The 21,101-nt window shown below is 32.9% G+C and carries 21 protein-coding genes; 18 read left to right on the forward strand and 3 right to left on the reverse strand.

Features of this window, described 5'->3' with window-relative positions; translation table 11 throughout:
- Positions 1-93: 93 nt before the first annotated feature.
- From ACR65M_RS12950 to tmk, 4 genes are read left to right on the forward strand one after another with little or no spacing between them, the layout of a single operon-like run.
- Positions 94-2,562, forward strand: coding sequence for a tyrosine-type recombinase/integrase (locus ACR65M_RS12950; protein ID WP_440273494.1), 2,469 nt, complete (start codon positions 94-96; stop codon positions 2,560-2,562).
- A gap of 12 nt (positions 2,563-2,574) precedes the next feature.
- Positions 2,575-4,542 (forward strand): tyrosine-type recombinase/integrase, encoded by a 1,968-nt coding sequence (locus ACR65M_RS12955; RefSeq protein WP_440273495.1) that lies wholly within the window; start codon positions 2,575-2,577, stop codon positions 4,540-4,542.
- Complete coding sequence (locus ACR65M_RS12960; protein ID WP_440273496.1) at positions 4,500-5,054, forward strand: hypothetical protein; 555 nt, start codon at positions 4,500-4,502, stop codon at positions 5,052-5,054. Before ACR65M_RS12955 ends, ACR65M_RS12960 begins: the two co-directional genes overlap by 43 nt.
- Positions 5,055-5,092: 38 nt before the next feature.
- Positions 5,093-5,710, forward strand: a complete 618-nt coding sequence (gene tmk / locus ACR65M_RS12965) for a dTMP kinase (protein ID WP_440273497.1) — start codon at positions 5,093-5,095, stop codon at positions 5,708-5,710.
- A 659-nt stretch (positions 5,711-6,369) separates the two neighbouring features.
- Here tmk and ACR65M_RS12970 read toward each other — a convergent pair.
- A complete protein-coding gene (locus ACR65M_RS12970) occupies positions 6,370-7,743 on the reverse strand; it encodes a hypothetical protein (protein ID WP_440273498.1) in 1,374 nt (457 codons plus the stop codon).
- Between the two features lie 382 nt (positions 7,744-8,125).
- Here ACR65M_RS12970 and ACR65M_RS12975 point away from each other — a divergent pair, with 382 nt between their 5' ends.
- The 11 genes from ACR65M_RS12975 (at position 8,126) to ACR65M_RS13025 (ending at position 17,827) form a co-directional block, all read left to right on the forward strand.
- A complete protein-coding gene (locus tag ACR65M_RS12975; protein ID WP_440273499.1) occupies positions 8,126-8,812 on the forward strand; it encodes a FadR/GntR family transcriptional regulator in 687 nt (228 codons plus the stop codon).
- Positions 8,813-8,947: 135 nt separating this feature from the next.
- Positions 8,948-9,967, forward strand: coding sequence for a TRAP transporter substrate-binding protein (locus ACR65M_RS12980; RefSeq protein ID WP_440273500.1), 1,020 nt, complete (start codon positions 8,948-8,950; stop codon positions 9,965-9,967).
- A gap of 84 nt (positions 9,968-10,051) precedes the next feature.
- Entirely contained in the window at positions 10,052-10,540 is a 489-nt protein-coding gene (locus tag ACR65M_RS12985; RefSeq protein WP_440273501.1) for a TRAP transporter small permease, read from the forward strand.
- Positions 10,541-10,555: 15 nt separating this feature from the next.
- Positions 10,556-11,848 carry a TRAP transporter large permease gene (locus tag ACR65M_RS12990; RefSeq protein WP_440273502.1) on the forward strand — a complete coding sequence of 431 codons (1,293 nt, stop codon included), beginning with the start codon at positions 10,556-10,558 and terminating at the stop codon, positions 11,846-11,848.
- 25 nt (positions 11,849-11,873) lie between these two features.
- Positions 11,874-12,887, forward strand: a complete 1,014-nt coding sequence (locus ACR65M_RS12995; RefSeq protein ID WP_440273503.1) for a C-terminal binding protein — start codon at positions 11,874-11,876, stop codon at positions 12,885-12,887.
- Positions 12,874-13,518 (forward strand): bifunctional 4-hydroxy-2-oxoglutarate aldolase/2-dehydro-3-deoxy-phosphogluconate aldolase, encoded by a 645-nt coding sequence (locus ACR65M_RS13000; RefSeq protein WP_440273504.1) that lies wholly within the window; start codon positions 12,874-12,876, stop codon positions 13,516-13,518. The genes ACR65M_RS12995 and ACR65M_RS13000 overlap by 14 nt, the downstream gene beginning before the upstream one ends.
- Before the next feature lie 20 nt (positions 13,519-13,538).
- A complete protein-coding gene (locus ACR65M_RS13005) occupies positions 13,539-14,216 on the forward strand; it encodes an RraA family protein (protein ID WP_440273505.1) in 678 nt (225 codons plus the stop codon).
- Positions 14,217-14,226: 10 nt separating this feature from the next.
- Positions 14,227-15,216 (forward strand): 2-dehydro-3-deoxygalactonokinase, encoded by a 990-nt coding sequence (locus tag ACR65M_RS13010; RefSeq protein ID WP_440273506.1) that lies wholly within the window; start codon positions 14,227-14,229, stop codon positions 15,214-15,216.
- 78 nt (positions 15,217-15,294) lie between these two features.
- Entirely contained in the window at positions 15,295-16,584 is a 1,290-nt protein-coding gene (locus ACR65M_RS13015; protein WP_440273507.1) for a nickel pincer cofactor-dependent isomerase, group 22, read from the forward strand.
- Positions 16,585-16,826: 242 nt separating this feature from the next.
- Positions 16,827-17,033, forward strand: a complete 207-nt coding sequence (locus ACR65M_RS13020; protein WP_440273508.1) for a hypothetical protein — start codon at positions 16,827-16,829, stop codon at positions 17,031-17,033.
- 551 nt (positions 17,034-17,584) lie between these two features.
- On the forward strand, positions 17,585-17,827 hold the full coding sequence (locus tag ACR65M_RS13025) for a hypothetical protein (RefSeq protein WP_440273509.1): 243 nt from the start codon (positions 17,585-17,587) through the stop codon (positions 17,825-17,827).
- A gap of 267 nt (positions 17,828-18,094) precedes the next feature.
- Here the strand turns inward: ACR65M_RS13025 and ACR65M_RS13030 are convergent, their stop codons facing one another.
- Entirely contained in the window at positions 18,095-18,352 is a 258-nt protein-coding gene (locus tag ACR65M_RS13030; protein WP_440273510.1) for a hypothetical protein, read from the reverse strand.
- Positions 18,353-18,736: 384 nt separating this feature from the next.
- Here ACR65M_RS13030 and ACR65M_RS13035 point away from each other — a divergent pair, with 384 nt between their 5' ends.
- Genes ACR65M_RS13035 through ACR65M_RS13045 form a run of 3 tightly spaced genes read left to right on the forward strand, consistent with a single transcriptional unit; the run spans position 18,737 to position 20,410 of the window.
- On the forward strand, positions 18,737-19,120 hold the full coding sequence (locus ACR65M_RS13035; RefSeq protein ID WP_440273511.1) for a hypothetical protein: 384 nt from the start codon (positions 18,737-18,739) through the stop codon (positions 19,118-19,120).
- Between the two features lie 10 nt (positions 19,121-19,130).
- A complete protein-coding gene (locus ACR65M_RS13040) occupies positions 19,131-20,192 on the forward strand; it encodes a serine/threonine-protein kinase (RefSeq protein WP_440273512.1) in 1,062 nt (353 codons plus the stop codon).
- Between the two features lie 35 nt (positions 20,193-20,227).
- The gene (locus ACR65M_RS13045) at positions 20,228-20,410 is read left to right on the forward strand and encodes a hypothetical protein (protein ID WP_440273513.1); all 183 of its coding nucleotides are present in this window, start codon (positions 20,228-20,230) and stop codon (positions 20,408-20,410) included.
- A gap of 273 nt (positions 20,411-20,683) precedes the next feature.
- Here ACR65M_RS13045 and ACR65M_RS13050 read toward each other — a convergent pair whose 3' ends face one another.
- Positions 20,684-20,971 carry a helix-turn-helix domain-containing protein gene (locus ACR65M_RS13050; protein WP_440273514.1) on the reverse strand — a complete coding sequence of 96 codons (288 nt, stop codon included), beginning with the start codon at positions 20,969-20,971 and terminating at the stop codon, positions 20,684-20,686.
- Positions 20,972-21,101 lie beyond the last annotated feature (130 nt).

Here is a 21,101-nt window from a genome sequence, read left to right on the forward strand (position 1 = left end):
GCCATACAGACACACCTCGTTATAGTTGATATATTTATTATAACAATCTGTGTCTACTTTTTAGTCTAGCATCAAAAGAGGGGGGCTGTATATTTGATTCAAATTTCAAAAGAGAAGATACAGGATATTAATAATATTCTTGATTCATATAAAGACAAAGATATTAGGAAAATTGTAAGTGAATTTGTTGAAGACTATTTATTTGAACAAGAAAAGAAGGTTTCAAATTTTTACTATTTTTTTGAAAGTTTAAAACAGGTATTAGACCTAGTAAGTAGTCACGTTCTTAATTTTAATGATGCAGATAAAGGGCAATCAATATTCTCTTGGGACAGTTATTGTGAGGTAATACAAGAAATAAATACATTTAAGAACACTAGACCTATTTTCAAGGGACAGTTGAGACAAATTCTTTCGGATCTTTACAAGTATGTTTTAAAGAATGTTTCAGTGAATAATAAATATATAAATCAGTTAACTCAGAACAGTTGGTTATTAGAAATTGAAGAAAAATCAACTTCTAGACGAACGACAGTAGAGTGGTCTAATTTTGTTTATCAACAGATTCATACTAACTTCCCGATAAATAGTGATCCGGTCGAACTTTATCTTTATGAGTATTTTTCTCCCCATTCTTCAAATAAAGATAAATATATACAAACAGTCTTGCATTTTAAAAAAACTAATAATTTTTTAAGAGAATTATTAATAGAATTTGTAGAATCCTTTCCAAAAGGTAGAGGTGTAAGCATTAAACCTTCAAAAATTCAATATAGACAATTTTTATATTACTTCGGAGGAAGCCTGTATTCAGTTCAAAATGAACCTCTGTCTATAGACTTTTTTTCTTTAGACACATTTAAAAAACAATATAGGTTTTATAAAACACTAGAGGATAAATTTCCACTTCTTGCTGCTGAAAAAGAAAAAAAGAAAAGAGAAGTAAGTCAATCTTTACTCAGTATATTAAAAGAGTTTTATTTATTTTTATTACAAAAGATAGCTCAAGATAATATAAATCATAACCCATTTTCAGGGTCAGGGATAAATGGGAGATTACTAATGATTAGCTCCTTCAATGTGTATTATGAAGAAGGGTTTGTCTTTGTTCATAGAAATGGGTTTGAGAGTCTTCCTAATAGGAATAGGTGGGCAATAATTTCAAATGGCAATAATGCTACTTCTAGTAAGAATTTGATTAATGGTTTTGATTTTACTGAGATTAAGGATAAAAGATATATAGATGATTTAAAGAGTTTTATTTGGTATGAACATAATGTTTCTAGTAAGGTTTTAAGGGATGAATTTAGGAATATTAAGGAGTTCCTAAATTTTAAATTTTCTTTTGATTTACAAAATAGAAATGTAATTAAAATGGGACATGAGGAAATGCTCTTTTCCGAGGAATTAATGCTTTTTTATAGAACCCATATTTTAAATAAATATAACGGGAATATAAGTTCCGTTTCAAAACATTTTGGTGCTGTAAAGAAGTTTATTAAATTTGTTTCAAAAAAATATGATTCGTCTACATCTGTTTTAAATTACTTGGAACTGCGCTATAGGGGGAAAAAGAAGTATGGTGGTAACCCTATTCCTCTAAATGAACTAGACTTAATAAAACAAGGAATAAAAGAGCTTAAAAATAATCCTTTAGAAGAATTATACTCAATAATCTTAAACTTAAAATTAACTACTCATCTTCGAGAAGGAGAGATTACAAATCTTAGAAGAGATTTTTTAGTAAGTAAAGATATTGAGAAGGGAACAGGAGAAATTCAATATTTTTCTAAACTTTCAGGTGGCACTAAAATAACAAGAACCGTTACAATAGATAAAATAATTCTAATAGAAAAAGCAGCTGAAATAACCAGTAGTTTGTATGAAGACGCAATAAATGAAGAAAAAGAATACATTTTCATTAAAAAAATCAATATTTATCAAAATACTAAGACTGGGAAATATTTTGTTAAACAAATATCAACTGAGGATTTAAATAATGCTTTTAAGAATATTCAAAGCCTAAAAGGGTTAGTAGGGAACAATTATAAAGTTAATAATTTAAGGCATACTTTTAAGGATACAATTTGGAAGGAAGGGATAAAAGCTGGATTAAGTACTATGATTATTGAATATTTAACTGATACAACCTTTGAAACAGATGTACTTAATTATAGAGCTAAGAGTACTTCTCAAAGGTATGCTGAGATATTTTCTGGAGTTACAATTTCAAACGTCAAAATTGATGGAACCATTATTCTAGATGATTCAATAGTTGATTCTTTAAATCCTGTAGAAGAAGGTTTAGGTGCTTGTAAGTATAATAGCTGTCAAAAGGTTGACGAAGTTATAAATGAATTAAGCGATACAATGTATAAATGTTTAACGTGTAGTAGCTTTATTACTTCATTTTCTAGAAAAAAAGGGTTTAAAGATAAAATAAATGAACTCAAAATTAAGAAAGAAGAAACAAAAAGTGAAGTTGAAAAAATTCACTATGTGAATGAAATAAAACTATATACTGCATATTACTCTGGGCTATTAGAATTAAATAATAATTAATTTTTCAATGGAGTGGTCAGGATAAACGAGATTAATACTAAAAATGAAATTGAATGGCATGAAAAGGAAGTAATCAATGTACTTTCATCGCCATTAATCGTTAACTCAGATTTATACGGTCCAATTACAGATGAAATCCTATTCACTGACGACTTATGGGATTTCAAAAAATACAATAGATTACAAAAAAGCAATGAAAGTAATTTCCAGTTTGATTTTTCTCAAATAGATGTTGTGTTCAAATATTACATTAAGGTTAGAGTTCTAAAAAACCTATTTTTCTATGATAATGATTTCACTACTGCTAAGGCAAAGTTTTATCATGTTCGAAACTTTATTAATTGGCTAGTGAAAGAACAAGTTACTCATGTTGAACTACTTGACATATATTTATTGGAAAAATACTTTGATCAGGAGAAATTTAAAAAATGTAGAGAAGAATACATTCAACAACAAAAGTATGCAATAAAAGAATTTATAGACGAGATAAAAAATAAAAATCCTGGTGCCACTAATTTCCAAGAACTATACGAATTTCTAGATGAAGTGAATTCCGGGTTAATTAAAGTTCAACGTGAAGAAGGAAAACATCCTTATATTCACCAGGATGTCTTAAATAAAATAGTGTCATTAGCGATGAAAGATATTGATAATACAACTCTTTTAGTAACTGATAGGATGAGTAGTTGTATGATTGTAATTTTAGCAGAAACAGGTATGCGTATAGGTGAGTTTGAAATCTTAGAAATCAATAAATTGATAAATTTAAGCATGTCGGATGAGGAAGAAATTTTCTATTTGCTAGAGTTCATAACCTTTAAGACAACAATTGAAAAAGACGGCCGAGTAGTAAATTCCTTCATGACTAATAACGCTATAAAGGCCTATAATGCATTGATTAATTTAACAAGTGATAGAAGAGAGAAGACTAATACGAGATACCTTTATATAAGCCCTAAAGGGACGAAGTACAGCCATAGAACTACAATAGGTAAACACATTAAAAGATTTTTTGTTAGACATCAATCTGAGTTAGCTTTTAATCAAATGAGCCAAAATAAATTAAAAAACTATAAATTATGGATTCCTAAAATTGAAGATATTAAAAATGGAACGAGAGGTATTGTTAGTATCAATGATATAGGAAAAAGTTTTTATTATGTAACAGCTCATCAGTTTCGAGTAACCTGTGCTACAGTTTTATATGAAAAGGGCTATAAGTTAGACTGGATACGTGAACATATGAATCATTTAGATGAGGCTATGACAACTCACTATATTAGATTAAGGCAACTTGAAAATAAGAAAGAAAAACTAAAAGAGACACTTAAATTAAGAGCAAACAAGGATGGTAATTTACTAGAAACTAATATAAATAATGTATCTAATCCACACATCAAACAAGAGTTATTAGACGAAAACATAAAAAAAGAATACCTTCAAATAAATAAATTTTTAAAAAGGCTCGAAAAGAAAAAGGTTAAATTAAATTTATTCAATAATATTGATCAAATAATTGATATATTAATGCTTACTGAAACACCTCTAATAGAAACAGAACTAGGCTATTGTGCTTCTAATGCACTTTCGATACTTTGTGAAAGACAAGAATATATAAGTACCGTTAATGATGCATACTATATTGTCCCACATATACCTAGCATTGAAAGCTTGAATTTTAACTATACAAGGTTCCTTGAGAAAACAAAAATTATTAATCATAATAAGAAATTATTTGAAAAAGATATAAGATATAGAAATCAATATGAAATGGAATTAAGTGGGTTGAAAAAATTCATTGAAAAGAGATTAATACCGGAACTAGAGGAACTAAAGAGCGAAATAAAGGCATTTGGAGTTGAGTCTGTTGTTGAGAAGTATGTTGAGATAGAAAAAATAGCTAACAATGTAAATGATATAGTAAGTGAGGTAAATAAATGGAAGAATACTTTATTACCGAAACAATTAGAGGAAAGTTAAAAGAATACAGCATAGGAACATATGATGATTTAAAGCCAAGTCTAAAATCAAATCTGGTAAGGATAGAGGGATATTTCCAAGAATGCCTTGATAAATTTAGAAAAATAGAGCTTGAATTAAATGAAATTGAATTAAATACTCGTGGTATATGCATAGGGGCCCATATCTCAAAAAGTACCGTTTACAATAATCCTGATACTTTACTAAAGTACATTGATAAAAGAAAAGTAGAATTAGAATGTAATATAGAACTAATTAACAGAAATAGAATAAAAGCTCTAGAAGAAGAAGTAGAAAAACAAAAAGATATTATTGATAAATTGATTATAGATAATATTGAATTTATGAACCAAAAACTATTAATTGAAAATTTACAAAAGGAAAATAAGAGATTACTAAATTATAAGGAGGTACATAGTAGAGAAAGAGCAGAATTAATCCGACAAAAAGATGAGATGAGTATAGAATTAAAAAAGATTAGAAATAATTTAATTGAATTTCCCACAAAATAAGCTGTTTTTTAGAAAAACAGTTGCTGGAGGATATAAAAGTGAATAACCTATTTATTGTATTTGAGGGTATTGATGGTTCGGGTACATCAACTCAATCAAGTTTATTAAGAGATTATTTTGTAAAGCAGGGAATTAGTGCAGTACTGACTGAAGAACCATCAAGTGGGCCAATCGGAAATTTATTAAGACAAGGCCTAAAAAAAAGGGTTGCATTTTCAATAGATGAAAAACGTTTTGATCAACAGATGGCGTTTCTTTTTGCTTCTGACAGACATGATCATCTGTATAATGATGTTGATGGAGTGTTTAAGTTACTAGGTGAAGGTAAACATGTTATCTGCACCCGTTATTATTTCTCGTCTCTTGCTTATCAAGCTGATGAGGATAGCTATGAACTCGTTTATGATTTGAATAAGAGATTTCCTGAGCCTGATTTAGTTATATATATAGATAATCCAGTTGAGGCTTCTATAAAAAGACTTCAGCAAAGGACGGTACAAGACGTTTATGAAAATAGTGAAAAATTATCTCAAGTAAAAGAAAGGTACAGTAAAATTTTTGCCGAATATGAAGGCAAATTGATGATTGTTAATGGTGACCAGACAATGCAAGAAATTCACTCTAAAATAGTGGATTATTTAGAAAGAAATTTTTGATAAATTTTTGGTAAACAGTTGAACGTCGTTCGGCTGTTTTTTATTTAGGCTAAATTAAAACTTAACTTCTGAATTATTTGGTTAAGTTACCAGCTTAGTTGAGTAAATATCCATTTTATGGTAACACTTGTGCTAAATTTTAAGTTAAAAGAAGGGTGACACTTAGGACTATCAGAGAACCACCTACATAAATGTAATAAGCATTTCGAAATTTTCTCTGATTTATGCCAATGAAATGTACAATCGTTGGTTTGTTGAGGAATGCTGTTAAGTAGTTAAGCTAATGGGTGCGATGATCCAAGAAGGATTATCGCCTATTTTCGTTGAAGTTATTATGCTAACGGTACAATTTAATAAAAGACTGGTCTTTAGCTGGTATTAAACAATCGGGCAAGATTATGGAATAACTTAGTAAAGAGAGAGAATAAAAATAAAGGCCCTATCTAGTGAAGATAGGGTCTTTTACCATTTGATAACGATGAATTACTTAGTTAAGTCTAATTTATTCATTCATGATACTCATTTGTTAAGATAGTAAACTATTGATAGAAAAGAAACGATTGATTAGGAGAATAGGATGCACAGGAGCCTGTGAAGTCCCTGTACCTAGGCTGATAATTTCCTCCATTCGTTTCTTGGGGAAAACCTAAACCTTATACTCATAACAAAAATAAAGCTATCATAATACCTACCACACTCATTAATACCGAGAAAAGAAAGTTCTGTCTCGTGATTTGATACGGGCTCACCCTGAGCTGTTGAGCTGTTAGGGTTGCGCTTATACCGTAGGGTGCAGAAGCAGATATTGATAATGATGAAACTATTAGGACAATTCCGATGCTTAATGGATTTATCACATTGAATAATGGTTGTAAAATTTCGAGTAGAACTGCAATCGTCGCTATCGGGTGGACTCCAATCATGGCGAATACAAAATACACAACTGTTATAAAGATGAAAATTAATAAAGCAAAGTTCGAGATTTGGTTGACTATTGATTGTAATAAATTTGGAAAATTGGTATTATTAAATCCATTTGAGAAAAAGGAGAGAGCTAAAAACAATGTGACCAAATTCTGCATCCCATTATTATAAGCTTTCCAACTCCGCCATCCTCCTTTTAAGAAAAGTGGTGTGATTCGCATAAAGATGGACCAAACAAATGCAAATGGGAAAATGACAAGTGATACTGATAATATAAAATTCAATTCAAAGAAATGATTCACCGTAACAATGGTTGATAGGAATAAACATAATACTATAAATAATTTACTAAATGCTTTCCGTAATAACTTTTTATCAATTTGATTTGACTCAAATTCGATTTGTAAATCTTTAAATTTCCTTTTGCTGATTACAATGTTAATAAAAGCGGTAAGAAAGGAACAAAGAAGCAGCCAGGGAAGGTAGGCTAAGTAACTAATGTTTGTGCCATCAACTGTCATTCCAACGAGTATCTCCATTGGACTCCAAATAACCGCTAGTGCAAGAGCGCGTAACGAAGTTTGAATTAAAAAACTATGTCGTGTTATTGGATTTATATTTTTCATCTTATTCATTAAAATTTGAAGGTACACGTAAATAGCAGATACATTAATAAAGATGACTAGGCTATAGATAGTAATAAATCCTCTACTATATAAGTCTGATAGATTATTTGTCTTTGGTTGGAGAATACTTCCTAGGTTTTGATCATATTCACCTACGCTAAAAGCAGTTGACATCCAGGGTAAGATACTCAAAAAAACCAGCATTGGAAGAGTTGTGGAGGTTTGACTCGGAATTTCATACCAAGGTACATTTCCAGAAAGACTCATAGTGATCCCTGAAATTACAAAAAACGTACTTATGACTTTAAATAATTTACTAGCCCAAAGCCAGGAAACGAAAAATATGAATACAGAGCTCCAACTGACGATGACATGGATGGCATATGATTCAATAAAAATATTACAGGTAAATAATAAAAATAATAGTCCATAGATTATATATTGATATTTTCGAATTTCGCGAAGTGCTAAAAATCGTTTCATCAGATCCCTCTCTCTTTTTTGCCCTCAACTAACCATATGTATAGAATTTTATCTATTATCTACTTACAATCTCACACATTTGAAAAGCTACTACCCCATTCCATTCACTATTTCTAGAACATTTCTATTTTATATTATATGCAACATGTCATACAACTTTTTAAAAAATTCGTTGTATTCTTTTTAAGTTGTCATACAGGATGCAGAATAAATGATATATTTTTTTAAAAAACCCCTTTTCAAACGCTTTCACGCATGATATTATACATTTAGGTTGTAGGACAATACAGATGTATTAATAATCTTGTATGACAAGTTGAGTGTAACTTAATGTTACTTGATGGTAAAATTTAACTTGTCAGACAAATTAGGTGGTGGATAAATGACTATTGAATTGAGCCCGAGTGAGAAGGTTTACAATTATATTATGGAAAAAATTGTTTCAAAAGAATGGAAGCCCAAGACGAAAATTATGTCAGAGAATCAGCTATCCACTGAGTTAAATGTAAGTAGAATCTCAGTAAGGGAAGCGCTAGAAAAACTAGTGGCCTTCGGAATATTGGATAAAAAACGAGGATCTGGAACAGTTGTAAACGAATTAAAGCCGTCAAACTTTTTAAAAAATCTATTCCCAATCATGGCACTAAGTGAGAATGACCTAGAGGAAATACTTGAATTTCGAATATTCTTTGAGTATGGCAATGTTCACATGTTCATGGAAAACTATGATGAAGAAAATGTGAAAAAGCTAAAAGAATATTATGAAAAAATGGTGGATAGTTTTGATGACGAAGAGCAATATCATTTATATGACTTTTATTTCCATAACGTAATTGCGAAAGGGACAAACAATCCAATTGTTATTACGATAAGTGAGACCCTTTATAGTATTTTAAAATACAATATTAAACAATTGTATCACGATGTTGGACCTGACAATGCAATATACTATCACAAAGTTATACTAGAGGCTATCGAGAAACGTGATGTAGCGTTAGCGTCATTACTAATGAGAAGACATCTTGAGGATGCATTGGAAAACGCTCGTAAAATAGAAAAAAAATCCTGATTGGTTACTTGCTGTATATATAAACCAATTATATAAGTTGACTGCTACATTAACCGAATAGCAATGTTATAGGCTGAGTAGCAGTTCGGCTTTGTTAATATACAATCCAATTTTAAAAAATAGGGGGAAATGTAGATGAAAAAACTAGCATTATTATTTGTTGTGTCAGTATTGGTAGCGCTTACCCTTGCGGCCTGTGGAAGTAATGGAGCAAGTGGTGGAGACAAGGTGAAGACAATTAAAATCGGTCATGGTGCGGCAGAATCACTACACATGCACCAAGCTTGGTTAAAGTTTAAAGAAGAATTAGAAAAAGACGGTGGTTTTGAAGTTGAAATCTATCCATCTTCACAGTTTGGTAATGATGCAGAGATGGTTGAAAGTGTTAAAACTGGAGACTTAACAATGGCTACACCGCCATCATCTTTCTTAACTGAAGAGGCTCCGAATATGACTCTCATTGAATTACCATATGTATTTGAGAGTCGAGAAAACGCTATCAATACACTTGCTGGTGAGTGGGGGCAGAATCAATTAGCAGATTTAGAGGATAATGGTTTAGTTGGTTTAGGTTACTTGGAAAATGGTTTACGACATTTCACAAATAATAAATTACCAGTACGTACTCCTGATGATTTAAAGGGTCTTAAACTACGTACAATGCAAGTTCCTGCACATGTATATTTATGGAATGATTTAGGTGCAACTGCAGAAGGAGCTCCATTTGCAGAGGTGTATAACAACCTGAGTTCTGGACGTTTTGATGGACAAGAAAACCCAATTGGACTTATCTATTCTCAAAAGTTTTATGAGGTTCAAAAATATCTTACACTTACAGGTCATGTCTATACTGCATATGTTCCAGTCATGAATAGTGATTTCTGGAATGAGCTAACTGAAGAAGAACAAACTGTAATCAAAGATGCTTTCAAAGTGGCGTACGATTACCAACTTGAGCTAATTGAAAAAGAAGAAACTGAACAACTTGAAGAAATTAAAGGCGATGATCAATATCCTACAGAGATTATTGAGTTAACGGATGAAGAAAAGCAAGCATTTATGGATGCTGCAAAACCAACACTAGATCATTTCCGTGAAGAAATCGGTGCGGATGCTTTCGATGAATTTATAGAGGCAATTGAAGCCGCGAAATAATGTTCGATTCATTTGGGGGCTACATGGAATAGAGTAGTTCCCTTTTTTAAAAAAGTTCTAGTGAACCTTCAGTGAGGTGAGAAAATGACTATTTTCAAATGGCTTAATGAAAATCTTGAAAAAACATTAGCAACAATATTATTTATGGCGTTTAGTGGGTTAATGATTGTTAATGTCTTAATGATACTTATTTCAAATGAAGCAATTGCTTGGGCATCTGAAGGTGTTATGCTCTTCTTTGTATTCTTCGTATGGATTGCCATCAGCTATGCTTTCAAAGAACGAAAACATATCAGTGTAACAGCTGTAGTGGATCTACTACCGGAAACAGGTAGAAAAGGACTGGCGATTTTGGTGAATTTCTTAGTAATTGGATTTTTTGCAGTGCTAGTTATTGCTGGGATTGAACTGCTCTTACATCCGTCGGTACAAAATAAAAGCTCTCTATTATTAAAATACCCAATGTGGATTTTTTATTTTTCAGCACCGCTGGGTGCATCACTTTCAATTATTCGTCTTTTACAAAATACGATTGTTGATATAAAAAATTTTAAGAAAGAAACTACAGTTTAGAAAGGAGGAACCTACATGGAAGCACTTGTATTATTTGGATTACTCTTTCTCCTAATTGCAATTGGGGTTCCGATAGCCATCTCATTAGGACTTTCTTCGTTGCTAATGATTTTTATATTCGGTACTTCAACTTTAAACTTACAAGCACGTTCAGTCGTAACTGCTCTTGATTCCTATCCTTTGTTAGCTGTTCCATTGTTTATTCTAGCTGGAGATCTAATGTTTTCAGGTGGACTTTCAAGAAGGCTAATTGCATTTGTTGATTCCTTAGTTGGACATTTTAAAGCGGGATTAGGTTATGTGAATGTATTAGCCTCAACATTTTTTGCTGCTATTTCAGGTTCATCACCGGCAACCGTTGCGGCAATTGGAACAAATATGATACCTGAAATGGAAAAACGCGAGTATTCAAAAGAATATAGTACATCATTAACGGCTGCATCAGGAATGATAGGGGTTTTAATTCCCCCAAGTATACCATTTATCATGTATGGTATCTCTGCTGAGCAATCAGTTGGTACGCTGTTTATCGCAGGTATAATTCCAGGCTTACTTTTTTCAATTGGATTTATGCTAACAGCTTATATTCTTTATATAAAATTAGGTTTCAAACAAATTGGTCAAGGTCAATTCGCATTATTAAATGTTTGGAATACGTTTAAAAAGGCAATCTGGGCATTATTGGCTCCGATTATTATCCTTGGTGGTATTTATGGTGGGTTATTCTCGCCAACAGAGGCTGCTGCAATTGGTGTGTTTTACTCATTAGTTGTTGGTGTGTTTATTTACAGAGATTTAAAAATTAAAGATATTCCTAAGGTTTTTATGCAATCAAGCTTAACGTCTGGTACAGTTCTTGCATTAGTAGCATTCGCATCAATATTCGGTAGACTTTTAACGTTAGAGCAAGTACCTGTTAAACTAGCAAACTTTTTAACGGGTGTGTCCGATAGCCCGATTGTGATCCTATTAATCATCAATCTCATGCTATTAATTGTTGGGATGTTCATGGAAACTGTTGCATCCATCATTATTTTAACACCAATTCTTTTACCTGTTGTTACAGCAGTAGGTGTGGATCCAATCCTATTCGGGGTCATTATGACTGTAAACCTTGCAATCGGATTCTGTACACCACCGCTAGGAGTTAATTTATTTGTAGCAAGTGGTATAAGCGGTCTATCGATTGAAAAGATTTCAAAGGCGATTTTACCTTACTTTATCGTAATGATTATTCTCTTGTTATTAGTAACGTATGTTCCAGCAATTTCATTATATTTACCTAGTCAGTTAATAGGTGCAAACTAAGTACAATCATCGGGGGAGAAGTGAAATGGCAAAATTTAAAGTATATATAAGTGATTATGATTATCCAGATATAGAGATAGAAAAAACTGTATTGGAGCCTATTGGAGCAGAAGTCATTGGTCTTCAATGCAATACAGGTGAAAATTTAGCTGAATTAGCTAAAGATGCAGATGCAATTATTCAGCAGTATGCGAAAATCCCTAGAGAAACCATTGAAAAGCTATCGAACTGTAAGGTTATTGCTAGATACGGCATAGGAGTAGATATTGTTGATGTCGATGCGGCATATGAACATGGTATGGTTGTGACAAATGTGGCAGATTACTGTATTGACGAAGTGGCAGATCACTCGATCTCGATGGCATTTACATTAATTCGTTCAATTCCTTCTTATAATAAAGCTACTCATGAAGGGAGATGGCATTGGAGAGATTGGAATGCGCCAATCCATAGAATGAGAGAAATGACATTTGGATTAGTGGGCTTTGGTAGAATTGCGCAAAATATGGCTCGCAAACTAGCCGCATTCGGATTTAATATCGTTGCTTTCGATCCGTATGTTTCGAAAAGCTTCATGTCTACATTTGGAGTTACGAAGGTGGACTTACCTACATTGTTAAAGGAATCGCATCTTGTCGATGTAATGTGTCCGCACACTCCTGAGACACACCACCTAATTAATGAAGAAACATTAAAACTGATGCGTAAGGATGCTATTTTAATTAATTGTGCTCGCGGAAAAGTAGTAGATAACCATGCTCTATATCGTGCATTAACAGAGGGATGGATTGTGGCAGCAGGTCTAGATGATACAGAAGAAGAGCCTGCGAAGGTTTCAAATTGGACACCTGATATGAATCCTCTTTTTACATTAGATAATGTGATTGTCACTCCGCATGCAGCATATGTATCTCAATCTGCATTAAATGAAGCTAGGAGAACAGCAGCTGAAAATGTGAAGGCTGTTCTATTAGGGGAAACTCCACCGAACTTAGTAAAGCCTAGTCTGAATGTGAGAGTTTTAAATGGACAGAAATAATATCATTAAGAGCATAAAAGAAAAAAAAATAATTGCCATTATCCGCGGAGTATCTGAAGAACAAATTGTTCAAACGGTGGGAGCATTAGAAGACGGTGGAATTTCATTAGTAGAGGTAACATTTGACCATGATAAGCCAGATTTTATAGAATCTACTACTAAAAAAATCTGGAAAATTAGAGAGAGATTTGGTGACCGGGTTTTAGTTGGTGCTGGAACGGTTCTCACTGAGGAAGAGGTTGTTGCAGCAGCTAATGCAGGTGCAGAATATATGATTTCTCCTAACGTTAATGAATCAGTAATAAGGAAAACAGTTGAGTTTGGTAAGGTATCGATTCCAGGCGCTTTAACCCCTACAGAGGCGGAATTTGCATATCGAGTGGGAGCAGATTTTGTAAAGCTGTTTCCAGCAGGTGATCTTGGAATCAATTATATTAAATCGCTGCTTGCACCACTGAAGCATATTCCGTTTCTGGCTGTTGGTGGCGTAAATCCTACTAATATCAAAGAATACCTTAATTTAGGAATTAGTGGTGTTGGAATTGGAGGAAGTCTCGTAAACAAAGAAACTGCTTCCTATCCAATGAAACTTACTACTATTGCACAAGAATTTGTGAAAAACTCAAAATAAAATTTGGAGGTTTTTGTAAAATGAGAAAAATTATCAATCCTAGACCAGAAATTAATGAGGCAGTGATTAAGCCATTCCGTGAAATGGAAGATGTGTACTCTTTATCATGTGTTGTTAGTGATTGTATGGAACGTAATGGAGTAATGCGAACCGATATGAAGCCGAAAGCGGCTGATAAAAAAATTATTGGACCAGCAGTTACTGTAAAACTAACAGCTGGTGATATCGTTGACTGTCTTGATGTATTCCAAATTGCAAAGCCTGGTGATGTTGTTGTAATTGATGCATTTGGTGAAACAGAAACATCGATTTGGGGCGGATTAATGTCCGGCCTAGCTCGTAACGCCGGCGTTGTTGGAGCAGTAATTGATGGAGCATGCCGCGACACAGATGAAGCAAAAATGCTAGATTTCCCAATTACAGCAAAGGCAGCTGGGCCACGTCAAGCACACACTGCATTATCAGGACGTAAAGAACCAATCGAAATCAACGTTCCAATTACTTGTGGTGGAGTAATTGTTAAACCAGGTGATTTAGTTGTAGCAGATGAAATAGGTGTTGCTGTTGTTCCATATGAAAATCTTGAAGAGGTTTATATAAAAGCAGCAGAACTTGCAGAAAATGAGAGTAAGGCACGTCAAGAAATCTTAAACGGTGCTACTGTAGAAGATCTATTAGCGAAATTCGGAAAAATTTAAGGGTGATACTGTGTATAGAATTACAATTGATACAGGCACAACAAATTCACGCGTAACCCTCTGGGAAGACGAAATTGTAGTTGCAAAAGCTTCTGGTGAAGTAGGGGTTCGTAATACTGCAATCGATGGTAATAACCAACAATTGCGGTATGCAATTAAAACATTGATTGAAGACGTATTACAACAAGAAAAAGTTTCACTAGGAGATATTTCAACAATTATTGGTTCTGGAATGATTACATCCAATGTCGGATTATTTGAAGTGCCTCATCTAGTAGCTCCTGCTGGTGTGGAAGAGTTAGCGGTGGGTATGGTACGAAAAGTGCTTCCAGATATCGTTGAAAAAGAAATTTGGTTTATCCCGGGAATCAAAAATAATATTCCTGAAGTAAGCCTTGAAAATTGTGAACAGATGGATATCATGAGAGGGGAAGAGGTTGAGACAATTGGATTAATAGATAGACTTAATAGTATAGGTCCATCACTTGTTGTCTTACCTGGCTCTCATTCCAAATTTGTTTCCCTTAATGAGCAAAATCAAATGACAGGCTGTTTAACATCTATAGCCGGTGAGTTGTTAGCTGTTATCACTCATAATACAATTATAGCTGATGCGGTGAACAAAACATTTGCAACAGATTTTAATCAGGAACTCGTTTTAAAAGGATTTGAGTATGGAACGCGTGTAGGCGTGACACGTACTTCATTTTCATTACGGATTTTAAGTCAGTTTACAAATTTAACTGATAATGAGAAGGCAAACTTTTTACTAGGTGTTGTCCTATCAGATGATATTAAGGCAATTAAACATAGTGAAGCACTGTCAGTCGATAAGGATACTAAAGTTATTATAGCTGGGAAAGATATAATGAAAGATGCTTTCAAAGCAATCATTGAGAAAGATGGCTATTTTTCAATGGTAAAAGCAGTTTCAAGTCAAGAACAAAGCGATCTTGCAGGTTTTGGAGCAATACGTATTGCACAAGAAAGAGGTTTATAAGAAAACTGGTTTGGAGGGCTATCTTCCAGACCTTTCTTTGTACATGTAAACTAAATTCCCCAAAGAAGGTGAATGAAAGTGGACTTCGGAAAAGTTAATGTAACAGTTGAGGGTGGTTTTGATATTAAACTACCAAATATGATAAAGGTTCATCAAGAGTTTAACGGTGAAAAAATTAATGATATTGAGTCACATCTCTCTAAAGAGCTGGCTGAGAAGAAGGTACTTGAAAATGTAAAAGGAAAAAGAATTGCCGTCACAGCGGGAAGTAGAGGGATAAAGGATATCGATAAAATCACAAAAAAGGTGCTTGATGAATTAAAAGCAGCTGGTGCCGAACCGTTCATCGTACCAGCAATGGGAAGTCATGGAGGAGCAACGGCCGAGGGTCAGAAACATTTTTTAGAGAACTACAACATAACAGAAGAAAGTATGGAGGTTCCTATTGTTTCATCTATGGAGACGGTGCAGGTTGGTGTGCTTGATGAAGGTATTCCTGTATATTGTGATAAAAATGCCTTTCAATCAGATGGCATTGTTGTGATAAACAAAGTAAAGCCGCATGCGGATTTTAAAGGTGATTATGAAAGTGGATTAGTGAAAATGATGGTCATCGGTCTCGGTAAACATGCTGGAGCTACAAGTCTACATAAACAAGGGTTTGATACCTTTCATACCCTCCTTCCGCGTGCAGCACAAGTCTTTTTAAAAGGTGCCCCTGTATTATTTGGATTGGCTATTGTTGAGAATGCCTACGATGATATTATGCGAATTGAAGCTATACACGTTGAGTATATTCTGGAAAGAGAAAAGGATTTACTAAAGCTTGCGAAGGAAAACATAGCAAGAATTAAAGTAAGTGAGATAGATGTCTTAATTGTTGATGAAATAGGCAAAAACATTAGCGGTGAAGGAATGGATCCAAATGTAACAGGTCGCCCAGGATCAATGTTAAAAGAAGGGTTTGACGTGCCTGATATTAAAAAGATTGTTGTACTAGATATAACAAAACAGTCGCATGGTAACGGTGCTGGAATTGGGATGAGTGATATATCTACCACAAAATGCGTTAGTAAGATCGACCTTGGAACGATGTATACGAATTCAATAACTGCAACAATCTTAGACCCAGCAAAACTACCAGTACTCATGAATAATGACAAGGAAGCAATTGTTATAGCTTTAAAAACATGTAATCGGGTTGACCCTACCAATGCAAAGATTGTGCGAATTAAAAACACACTCGAATTGGATGAAATTGAAATGTCTGTAGCCTATATGGAACATATAGAAAATACAAAAGAACTCACGATCGCTTCCGATTCATATTCGTTTGATTTTAATGAAAATGGCAATTTGTTTGAATGAGAGGGACCTCGTGCAGGAATGTAAGTCATATCGTAAAATAGAAAAGTTAGCTGTAAAAGAAGAACAACTAACAAAGTTATTTTGCTGTACAGTACTAATATTTTGCGCATTAAAACGACATCATATTTCTGTTAATTTTGTGAAGTATCTCACTTAAACTATAGGGTGCTTTAATAAACAACATGCCGCAAAGTAATCTCTTTTATATATAATTTAATCATGTATTGAAGGGGGATTGAGATATGGCTAATACATATAAGCTGCCTCTTAAAAATGGAGAAATAATGGTGTTTACATCAGAAATGAACAAGCAGGAAATATACGGATTACCACAGTTTGCTAACCAACATGAATTTTTTAGTTATTTTAAAGAAAAAGGAATCATACTTCATGGAATAGTTAAACCACCATTAGTGGATAGCAAAGAGATTAATCATTTTGATTCTTAAACCTCCTGTGGAACTAAAGGGTGCGTTGATCCAAGAATGATTAACCACCCTTTTTGTTGAATTCCTTATTGAACAAACGGGGCAGTTAAATTGAAGAAGCATAATAAATTTATATAGTCCCATCCCTAAAAATGTTTTTACATAAATACATTTTTGTAAAGTGATATTTGACCAACATTGACTTTTCTGAATATTCGTGGTATAATTATTATAGTTAAATAGTTCGTATGCTGAGCACTTACGAGTGTAACTGCAGCCCCATCTATACCAGTAGCTATAATCTTACTCCTGTTAGCAATTGTATTAAGAATTATCAGCATAAAAATTTTGACGGGAGAGATGTCTATGAAAAAATTACCTAGTCTTCTAAACGCGAAATTCCTTATATCTGTTGTAACGGAAACAGTTTGGACAGGATTAGCTGGTATCGCTGTAAGTGCTGAGTATATGAGCGAATAAGTTTTAAAAAGTCGTCATTTGACGACTTTTTTGTTTCCACTTTTTAAAAGCACATTATCTAAGGGAAAGGGGTTTGTTATTAAAGTAAGAGATTGCAAAGCAAAGATGAAGGGTATCTTTGTCAAGGAATATACTTAAACATTCAGATTGCTTTACTTGATCCAGGAGCAAGAGAATCAATTGATTTAGTTGAAGAAAAGCCTTCTCTTTTAGGAAAGCTTTTCTTATCACCCACAAGAGTTAGTTCGAAAAAGTGTACTTTTTCAGTTTTTAAAACACCTCAATTTTCTTTATTCTTCATAGGTAAAAATGAGGGTTTTATCATGAATATTTAATTCTTAATGATTGTAAATCGGACGGTAACAAAGGAATAGAAGGACACATAAAGAAAATTACCAAGGAACAATCATTGAAGCACTACTGTAACCCACTAGGAAGGACACAAAGAAGGGATAATAATAAGGAACTAGTGGGCACTTGATCACATTAACCACTACTGGAAAAGAATTCGGTTTAAGTTAGAAGGGGATAACAGGGTGGAAGGTTATAAGCTTGAATGCCATCTGCTATCTAAATTATATTTAAAGGTTGGACAACCCCTGCTATGATCTCACTACTTTATTAGACTGTCTAACCTTGAATAATACCCTAAAAGTCTTTACGTCATTTTCACGAACTATTACATGTGTTAAATAACGTGCAGTAGAAGGATTCATAGCATTATCAAATATGATCATATCCTCCTTAGCACTTCTAAGAGTACCCAACATCTCATTGACATATTCCTTGTCTTTGTCCTCATACTCAGCATGCCGCAGTACCTCTTGGGTAAAACAGTTAACGAACTCTAAATGGAACATTAAAACCATCCTCCTAATTTTGTAATCACTTATATCCATAATATACTGAAAATTAAAACGGAAATCTGTATAAAACATCACTTTTGCTTACATTTATCACACTTTATAGGAAAGTTATATTCACCTTGCTCTTCCAAGAATGTAAATAAGAAACAAATAATCTTAACATTAAGAAATCTAAATATAATATAGAGCTATTAGCAATTGACAAATAGTAAAAGATTGATATATTAGTAATGTTATATTACAAATAAAGGAATAATTGCAAATGATATCAAGGAGAGGTTTATAATAGTACGGTCAATAGGAATAAGAGTCTCACCCAAAACCATTTTTTACACTATTGCTGAGCGCGATGCTCAAGATAATCTTAATATACTTGTTGTGGATACTTTAGTAATACCGGTAGCATTAGATATTCCTTCTGCTTTAACATTTATTCGTACAACTTTAATTTCTATTATAGCTGAATATGATATAACGATAGGTGGTATTCGAATAATAGAAGGTAACTCCAAAACTAAAGATACTTTCAGGATGAACATTGAAGGGGTAGTACAAGAAATGTTTGCTAACTCAACAGTGGATAAATATTACTGTGGCACAATTAGTAGTTTGGCTAAACTTCTTGGGAAAAAACAAACTGAAATAACAGTTTCCCTTTCTTCAAAAGAACCATTAAGTGGTTTTGAAGTTGAAGGGTGGAACAAATTCAAAAAGGAAGAAAAAGAAGGCATACTTTTTTCGTTAGCAGCCTTGAATATATGAGGGGTATAATATGAGAGTAGAAACAAGACTCACCTTTGAGAAAATTCAGCAAATTGGAGAACAAGAAGGAAGAAATTCTAAAGTATTCCTTGCAAAGGATATCCAGTTAGATGCCAATATAGTCATTAAAGAGATACCAAAAAACAAATTTACTGAGCAAGACAAATATTATGCAGAAGCACGTAACCTATATAGTTCCAAACATCCAAATATAGTTGAAGTAAATTATGCTTGTGAAGACGAAAATAATATATATTTTTCAATGCCTTTCTATCCCAATGGATCACTAAATACTATGATAGAACAGCGTTTTTTAACTGTTAGAGAAATAATAAATTATTCTTTACAGTTCATGGGTGGAATACATTACATACATACAAAGGGATTAATCCACTTCGATATAAAGCCTACAAACATTTTAATAAACAATTCTAATGTTGCTTTATTAACTGACTTTGGTTTAGCTAAATACATTGATCAATACGGTTTAGCTACACCTGAAAGTGAACTTTATTCCTCCCATACGCCACCAGAATATAATACAGGTGAAGATTTAGATTTTCAAAGCGATGTATACCAATGCGGTTTAACATTATATCGAATGTGTAATGGAAATGAAGGCTTTCATTATCAATGGAGAAAAAAGCTGCAAACTAAAGAACAACGTGCTGAGGCGATAGCAAATGGTACTTTTCCTGATCGTTCGGGATATTTACCTCATATTCCAAAACAGCTTATAAAAATAATCAATTGTGCTTTAGAAGTTAATGATACAAAACGGTATAAAAATATTTTAGATATGATTAATGATTTGGGTAAAATTGACAAAAATTTAGATTGGGTATATAATTATGATAAGTCTAATCGAACCCACGTTTGGACTATAAATGAGGAAAAGACAATTAAACGAATTATCTTAATTTGTAATAAAAAGGGAGTATGGTCTTCTAGTGGAGAATCCGAGAGTATTTCCACTGGTAAAAAGCAAACTGTGAATGCATGGAACAAGGAAAAATATAAAGATATAAACGAAGCTTTTAAAGAAATAGCAAAAATGATTTCTTCTTATTAAATAACTAATAAGTGCTGTAAAGGAGTGTGATTGTCATGAGAATTAAAAACCAACAAATGAGAAGGCAACAACTTGGCAATCCCTTTGCTAATGAATCAATCTCAGAAAGACGTAAAAGAAAAGGAACAACTGATTTTCGCGATAATAAAGAAATTATTGACCACGGAAACGGTTATTGGACTTTTAAAGCAATAGATCCTTCAAAAAAATATAATTAATTATTGATTGTTAACCACTGTTTTAAAAAGACAGTGGTTTTATTTTTCATAAGTGCAAGTAAATATCCATTTATTAACTACATTAACATGTACTTGGAAGAAGTCCGGTTATGGGATGTAGTTTTGATTGAAATTATATTTCCTGAGAGTTACAAACATCAGTTTAGTAATCAATTTTATTTGATGATCAAAACTCTTGATATAACAAGATTAGTGAAAACAGAGGCTATCTCGAATATCGAGATAGCCTCTATTTTCACTAATATATTAATTTCAATTTATAAATGATTTAAGCATTTCATTAACCTTTTCAATTTGCTCTGGAGATAATTGCTTGGCAGTTTTAAGAAGGGCAGTTAAATCATTTTGTTCAAATATTTCTATAATAGATATTTCTAGTCCGTTACAAAGTTTTAGCAAAGTGTCAATAGTAGGAGATATCTCATTACTTTCAATTCTGCTTATATTAGATTGACTAATACCGGATATATATTCAAGCTGATAACTGGATAGCCCCTTTTCCTTCCTAATACTTCTCAACTTACTTCCAATATCATCCATTTCAAACCCTCATTTTATTAATATGATAAATTATTACATTTGTTCAATTAGCATAGCAAAAAGGGTATAAAAAATATTTCAAAATGCATATTTGCATTATTTGTTTAAAAAATATAAATTTTTTGTTTAA

It is taken from the genome of Ferdinandcohnia sp. SAFN-114 (assembly GCF_059415045.1).